The organism is Niastella sp. (assembly GCF_045805085.1).
Classification (GTDB): domain Bacteria; phylum Bacteroidota; class Bacteroidia; order Chitinophagales; family Chitinophagaceae; genus Niastella.
The window spans coordinates 1-6398 of sequence record NZ_JBJMLX010000449.1 but is presented as its reverse complement, the minus strand read 5'-3'; the positions used below and the strand labels follow the sequence as shown (position 1 = coordinate 6398).

7 protein-coding genes and 1 pseudogene are annotated in these 6398 nt (G+C 43.1%); 7 read left to right on the top strand and 1 reads right to left on the bottom strand.

Going from position 1 to position 6398, the window contains the following annotated elements:
* Positions 1-147 precede the first annotated feature (147 nt).
* Genes ACJ751_RS23750 through ACJ751_RS23735 form a run of 4 tightly spaced genes read left to right on the top strand, consistent with a single transcriptional unit; the run spans position 148 to position 2464 of the window.
* Positions 148-498, top strand: a complete 351-nt coding sequence (locus ACJ751_RS23750) for a hypothetical protein (RefSeq protein WP_407748026.1) — start codon at positions 148-150, stop codon at positions 496-498.
* A 14-nt stretch (positions 499-512) separates the two neighbouring features.
* Positions 513-950 carry an OB-fold protein gene (locus tag ACJ751_RS23745; protein WP_407748025.1) on the top strand — a complete coding sequence of 146 codons (438 nt, stop codon included), beginning with the start codon at positions 513-515 and terminating at the stop codon, positions 948-950.
* A gap of 27 nt (positions 951-977) precedes the next feature.
* Positions 978-1544, top strand: a complete 567-nt coding sequence (locus tag ACJ751_RS23740) for a YceI family protein (RefSeq protein WP_407748024.1) — start codon at positions 978-980, stop codon at positions 1542-1544.
* Between the two features lie 32 nt (positions 1545-1576).
* The gene (locus tag ACJ751_RS23735) at positions 1577-2464 is read left to right on the top strand and encodes a DUF5777 family beta-barrel protein (RefSeq protein ID WP_407748023.1); all 888 of its coding nucleotides are present in this window, start codon (positions 1577-1579) and stop codon (positions 2462-2464) included.
* Between the two features lie 78 nt (positions 2465-2542).
* On the opposite strand, the gene ACJ751_RS23730 is transcribed toward ACJ751_RS23735, so the two are convergent.
* Positions 2543-3304: a biotin--[acetyl-CoA-carboxylase] ligase gene (locus ACJ751_RS23730; protein WP_407748022.1), complete on the bottom strand. Its 762-nt coding sequence runs from the start codon at positions 3302-3304 to the stop codon at positions 2543-2545.
* Positions 3305-3498: 194 nt separating this feature from the next.
* On the opposite strand from ACJ751_RS23730, the gene rsfS reads away from it, so the two are divergent.
* The 3 genes and pseudogenes from rsfS to ACJ751_RS23715 form a co-directional block, all read left to right on the top strand.
* Positions 3499-3900: a ribosome silencing factor gene (gene rsfS, locus ACJ751_RS23725; RefSeq protein WP_407748021.1), complete on the top strand. Its 402-nt coding sequence runs from the start codon at positions 3499-3501 to the stop codon at positions 3898-3900.
* Positions 3901-4038: 138 nt separating this feature from the next.
* A complete protein-coding gene (gene ftsH / locus ACJ751_RS23720; RefSeq protein WP_407748020.1) occupies positions 4039-6102 on the top strand; it encodes an ATP-dependent zinc metalloprotease FtsH in 2064 nt (687 codons plus the stop codon).
* A gap of 8 nt (positions 6103-6110) precedes the next feature.
* Positions 6111-6398 (top strand): annotated as a pseudogene (locus ACJ751_RS23715) (lactate utilization protein B/C); the annotation flags it as partial.

The following is a 6398-nucleotide window of genomic DNA, read 5'->3' as shown; positions in this document are numbered from 1 at the left end:
TTATTACTACTATAAGTTATACAGGAATATCAATGAAAGGCAACCAAATGAAACGGTTAATCGTACAACTCCATAGAAAAATGCTTGGATGCATTCACTATTGAAAAACAAAGTAAGCTCCTTAAAAGCTGATTTAATTGCGATACTATGATTAAAAAAATTACAGGCGTTTTAGCATGCGGTATGTTATTATTTTATGGTTGTTATAATGATAAGGAAGAGATCTTATATGGGTCTTCAACCTGCGATGGGGTAAATGCAACATTTGCAGCTGATGTGATGCCCATCATTCAATCCAGTTGTGCCAAACCCGAATGTCATGCTTCAGGCAGCCTCAATGGCCCTGGCGCGCTTACATCATATACACAAATAAAAAATGCAGCAACACAAATAAAATCAGCAGTGATTTCCCGTTTTATGCCGAAAGAGGGCTCGCTTACAACAAGCCAAATAAAATCTATAAGCTGTTGGGTTGACTCGGGTACACCCAATAATTAAATTCACATTCTTCCATGAACAAAAAAAGGACAATCATTGGTGGTATAGTAGTAGTTATAGCGTTGGCTGGCGGTTATGGCTGGTATCAGTTTAACAGAACCGTTCAGGGCCTCGCTGATGTACGTGCTGATTTTTCTGTAAACGCTACAGACCTGATCAAAGAATTTGTTAGCAGTGAGGATGCGGCTAACAAAAAATACCTGAATAAAATTTTATCGGTAAAAGGCATGGTTAAGAATGTAGAATCAGCACAGAGTACCATTGTGCTGGGCGACACCAGTGATATGTCGGGTGTGCGTTGTGTAATAGACAGCACGGCCAATTCCACCATAGGTTCGTTACAGAAAGGCGCAGTAATAACCATTAAAGGAGCGATTACCGGGTTTAATAAAGATGAAACCGGACTGCTGGGCTCAGATGTTCAGTTGAACCGCTGCGTTATAGCCAACTAAACAATTGTTAAAACCAAATATTTTACCATGAGTTTCTTAATAAAGAAAGGCATTATATCGTGCTGCTTTATATTGATGGCGGCGTCGTTAATGGGGCAGGATAAATTCTTCACCAAAAGCGGCAATATTCAATTTTCTTCAAAAGGCGTTATTGAAACCATAGAGGCCACTCATCGCAGTGTCACCTGTGTACTCGACTCAAAAACCGGTGACATTCAGTTTGCAGTGCTCATGAAAGGCTTTGAATTCAGAAAAGCAATGATGCAGGAACACTTCAATGAAAACTATGTAGAAAGCGATAAATACCCCAAATCAGAATTTCGCGGGCAAATCACTAATAACAGTGAAGTAAACTACGCAAAAGATGGTAGTTATACTGTTCACATAAAAGGCAAGCTCACTTTGCATGGACAAACAAAAGATGTAGAGGCTGATGGTAAGATCACTGTGAAGGACGGTAAACTGATCGCCGCTTCAAAATTTAAGATTCTGATGTCTGAGTACGATATTGACATTCCTGGATCGGTAGCAGAAAATATGTCGGATACAATAAACATTACCGTGAACTGTACCCTGGAACCATTGAAACAATAAACTGCACGAACCAAACTAAAAAACCAACCGATATGAGCAAAATAACCTACATACTATTGACTGCCTGTTTTGTTATTACGGCGGCCAATACCATTCAGGCGCAGGAAAAAGACCTGTTAAGCATGGTCAGGGATTCTGCAAAAAAAGAATATGCTACGGGCGCTTTCAAATCAACTCGCGTTATCAATGGCCAGTCTATGGAAATGTTAGGCAAAGGAGTGCTGGATGTTCGCATTCTGCATCGCTTTGGCCTTTTGAGTGAAGGCGCTAAACAATTTTTTGGTTTAGACCAGGCCAGTATGCGACTGGGTTTTGATTACGGTATAACCGATAATTTAAGCGTGGGCATAGGAAGAAGTACATTGAATAAAGAACTGGATGCCTTTTTTAAATTTCGCGCCATACGCCAGGGAGCAAACGGCGGTTCACCGGTTTCAGTAATATGGGTCTCCGGCGCTGCCGTTCAAACCATGCCCTGGACAGATACAACCCGGAAAAACTATTTCTCTTCGCGTGTAGCTTATTACCACGAAATAATCATCGGCCGCAAATTCAGCAATGCTTTCAGTTTGCAGGTTAGCCCCATAATGGTTCACCGTAACCTGGTAGCCAAAGCCGATCAGGACAACAATACCTGGGCATTAGGGATCGGTGGCCGGTTGAAATTATCTAAGCGCACTGCGTTTGTGGTAGATTATCATCCCATCCTGGCAGGACGTGAGCCGGGAACAAAAGATCCTATATCTGCAGGTTTTGATATTGAAACCGGTGGCCACGTATTTCAGTTACATTTTAGCAACAGTACCGGTATGAACGAAAAAGCCTTCCTCACCGGCACTACAGATAATTTCTGGAAAGGTGATATCCGGTTCGGCTTTAACCTGTCGAGGGTGTTTCAGGTTAACAGAAAGAAAAAATAATTAGCAAATGTGAAAATGGGAAAACTGCTTATAAATGGGAAACCCTGCCTGTCGGCGGGGTTTTTCATTTGCTAATTTTCACAATCGTATTACCAGCTCAACTTCACCAAAATCAAACTCCCGTTCCATCACGTCTTTGGTTAGCAGCCGGCCGCTGTCGGAAACGCCCATAATGGTGGTTTCAAACAAAACGGCGCCTTTTTTCAAGGTAACTGACTGATGTAATTTGTATAATGCCTGTTGATACTCCTTCATGATGGTTTCAAAACCGCCTGCCTGTAATTGCCGGTACCGGCGCTCCAGCGCCTGGCAGAGTTCCTTACCTAATTCGGCGGCATCAAAGTCTTTCCCGGTGACCTGTTTTAATGAAACCGGGTTGGGTAAACCGGGATCAAAAACAACCTGATTAATGTTAATTCCAATACCAACCACGGCATATAACCAGTCGGCGCCACGGAATACATTTTCTATTAAAATGCCACCTGCCTTTCTGTCACGCCAATACACATCATTTGGCCATTTGATAGCCGTTTCATCCCCGGCATATTTTTTATAAAAGTCATAACAGGCGAGGGCTACTGTAGCAGACAGCCAGAACTGGCGGCTGGGCAATAAGCCAGGTACAATAACCGAACTAAGCATAATATTCTGATTAGGGGTTGTTAACCAGCTTTTTCCACGTTGTCCTTTACCGGCTGTTTGCTCCAGGGCAAACCAGGTTGCACCATGACTTGCCAATCCGGCTTGTATTTGCCGCATGGCATAGTTGTTGGTGCTGTCTATAGTTGGTAATATTATATAAGGATGACCAATAGGGGCATCCTGACCAGGATGTGACAAAAGATTATTATTTTTGGGATGCGCGAAATTAGGAATTAGCCTTGAGCGTTTAGGAAGAAATGCGGTAATAAGCGAATTTATTCGTATTTTAATATCAGTAGTCACTTCCCGCGGTCAGGGAAGATAACGAGCCAGATTGCAAAGCTCCTCACTACCAGAACCTAAAACACATTGATCATTTAAACACAGGATTATTGGAAGTAGTTTCATTGTTAGCTACCCGTCGTAAACGAAATAGTGTAGCCCGGTTAACAAAAAATTCAAAGATTTTCAAAGCAATTATTCACGCCATAAAGGAAAAGAAGGGAGAACATATTGTGTCGTTGGACCTGCGTAAAATTCCCGAAGCTGTTGCCGACTTTTTTATTATTTGTGAAGCCAGCAGTACCACCCAGGTAAAGGCCATTGCTGATTATGTACAGGCGCATGTAAAAGAAACAGTTGATGAAGCACCTTTCCATAGCGAAGGGCAACAGGCAGCTCACTGGATACTAATCGATTATGTTAATGTTGTCGTGCATGTCATGCAGCCCGAAACCCGCAAGTTCTACAAGCTGGAAGAAATGTGGATGGATGCTGAAGGTGAAGAATATTAAAGCCCCCTGCAAAATTTATTGTTAAAATGCGGCTTTATGCGAAATAATGATTAACTAACAGCTTTTTAGGCGAACAATTTAGGGTCGTCAATCATTAATTATTTTATCTAGAAAACCAAGGACAAGCAACAATATACTATGTCACAAGACGAGTCAAGACAGAACGACCGCAATTTCCCTCGCTTACGACCACGTGAAGACGGTGGCGGACAGCGGAAAGGTCCAAAATTCAATATTTACTGGGTTTGGGCTATCATTTTCGCAGTTTTAGTAGGCTTTCAATTATTTGGTTCCTTTGCCCCAGACGCCAAAACCATTACCGACCTCGAGTTTTACAAAATGTTGGATAATGGGGATGTAGATAAGCTTAATACAGTTACCAATAAAAATACGGTTCGGGTATTTATCAAGAAAGAGAAAATAGATAAGTACAAAGATCAGCTTTCAAAAAACTCCTGGACCAGCGTAGGTGATAAAGGCCCGCAATTCGAATTCAAGGTCATTAAAGCCGATGATTTTAATAAAGAACTGAACGCTTACTTCGAGAAACATCCTGAACTTACCCGGGTTGCAAACATACCCATCCAGGAAGGAGAATGGTTCGGTTCCATCATCCAATTCTTATTACCCCTTGTTGTGATCGTGCTCATCTGGGTAATGTTGATGCGAAAAATGGGTGGCGGTGCTTCCGGCGGCAGTGGCCCCGGTGGTATCTTCAACATTGGTAAATCAAGAGCTACCCTGTTCGATAAAGGCACAAAAGTAAACATCACGTTTGCCGATGTGGCCGGTCTCGATGAAGCCAAGGTAGAGGTAATGGAAATCGTTGACTTTTTAAAGAATCCCAAGAAATATACTTCGCTCGGTGGTAAAATTCCAAAAGGTGCATTGCTGGTAGGTCCTCCCGGAACCGGTAAAACCCTGTTGGCAAAAGCCATGGCCGGTGAAGCACAGGTTCCTTTCTTCAGCATGAGCGGTAGTGATTTCGTGGAACTGTTTGTTGGGGTGGGCGCCAGCCGTGTTCGCGACCTGTTCAAGCAAGCCCGTGAAAAAGCACCTTGTATCATTTTCATAGATGAAATTGATGCTATTGGCCGCGCACGTGGTAAGAACGCGATCATGAGCAACGACGAACGCGAAAGCACACTGAACCAGTTACTGGTTGAAATGGATGGCTTTAGCGGCGAAAGCGGTATCATCGTACTCGCAGCTACCAACCGTCCAGATGTACTGGATAGCGCGTTACTGCGTCCCGGCCGTTTCGACCGTCAGATCTCAATCGACAAACCCGATCTGAAGGGTCGTGAGCACATCTTCAAAGTGCACCTGAAACCGATCAAGCTTTCTGAAAAAGTAGATATTCATAAACTGGCCGAACAAACACCAGGTTTTGCCGGCGCCGATATAGCTAACATCTGTAATGAAGCCGCCCTGATTGCCGCCCGTAAAGGAAAGCAATCCGTTGAAATGGACGACTTTCAGGATGCAGTTGACCGCGTTATCGGTGGTTTGGAAAAGAAGAACAAGATTATTTCCCCCGACGAAAAACGCATCATCGCTTATCACGAAGCTGGTCACGCTATTTGCGGCTGGTACCTGGAGCATGCGTATCCATTATTGAAAGTGACCATTGTACCAAGAGGCGTTGCCGCACTGGGATATGCACAGTATACACCCAAAGAGCAATACCTGTACAATACCGATCAGTTAATGGACCAGGTTTGTATGACCTTGGGCGGTCGCGCCAGTGAAGATATTTTCTTCCATAAAATATCAACCGGTGCACAGAACGACCTGCAACAGATCACCCGTATTGCCTATTCGATGGTTACTATATATGGCATGAATGAAAAAGTGGGTAATGTAAGTTTCTACGATCCTGCCCAGGAAAATTCATTCACCAAACCATACTCTGAAGAAACTTCGAAGCTGATAGATGAGGAAGTACGTAAGCTGATAGAAGAGGCATATGAAAAAACAAAACAATTACTTACTGAGAAAAGGATACAGGTTGAAAAACTGGCCGAAGCCTTACTCGAAAAAGAAGTGTTGTTTCAAAGTGATGTAGAAGCATTGATTGGCAAACGACCCTTTACAGATAAGAAAACACTTGATGTAGATGGCGAAGGCCATGCCGAAGGAGCCATCAGCGAAGGTGTCCCTCCTTACGACAGCAACGTTACAAATCACCCTGCTACATAATTGTTGTTATGAACGTTTCTCCAGCAAAAGAAAATATTTTAAAAAAAATAAGAAAGGCGTTGACAAGTTCAACGCCTCTCCCTTTTCCGGAAAGCGAAGGCAATAGTTCTGTTTACCACCCTTCTCAACAGGATCTGGGTTTAGAATTCGCCGAACGGTTCACCAGACTTCAGGGAAAATTTGTTTTTTGCCAGGATTATAAAGAGCTGGTTGCCCGGCTTAACCAGATCATCGGCATTAACAAATGGGATAAAGTGTATTGTAAAGAAGAAGGTTTACGGAAAACGCTCGCAGAT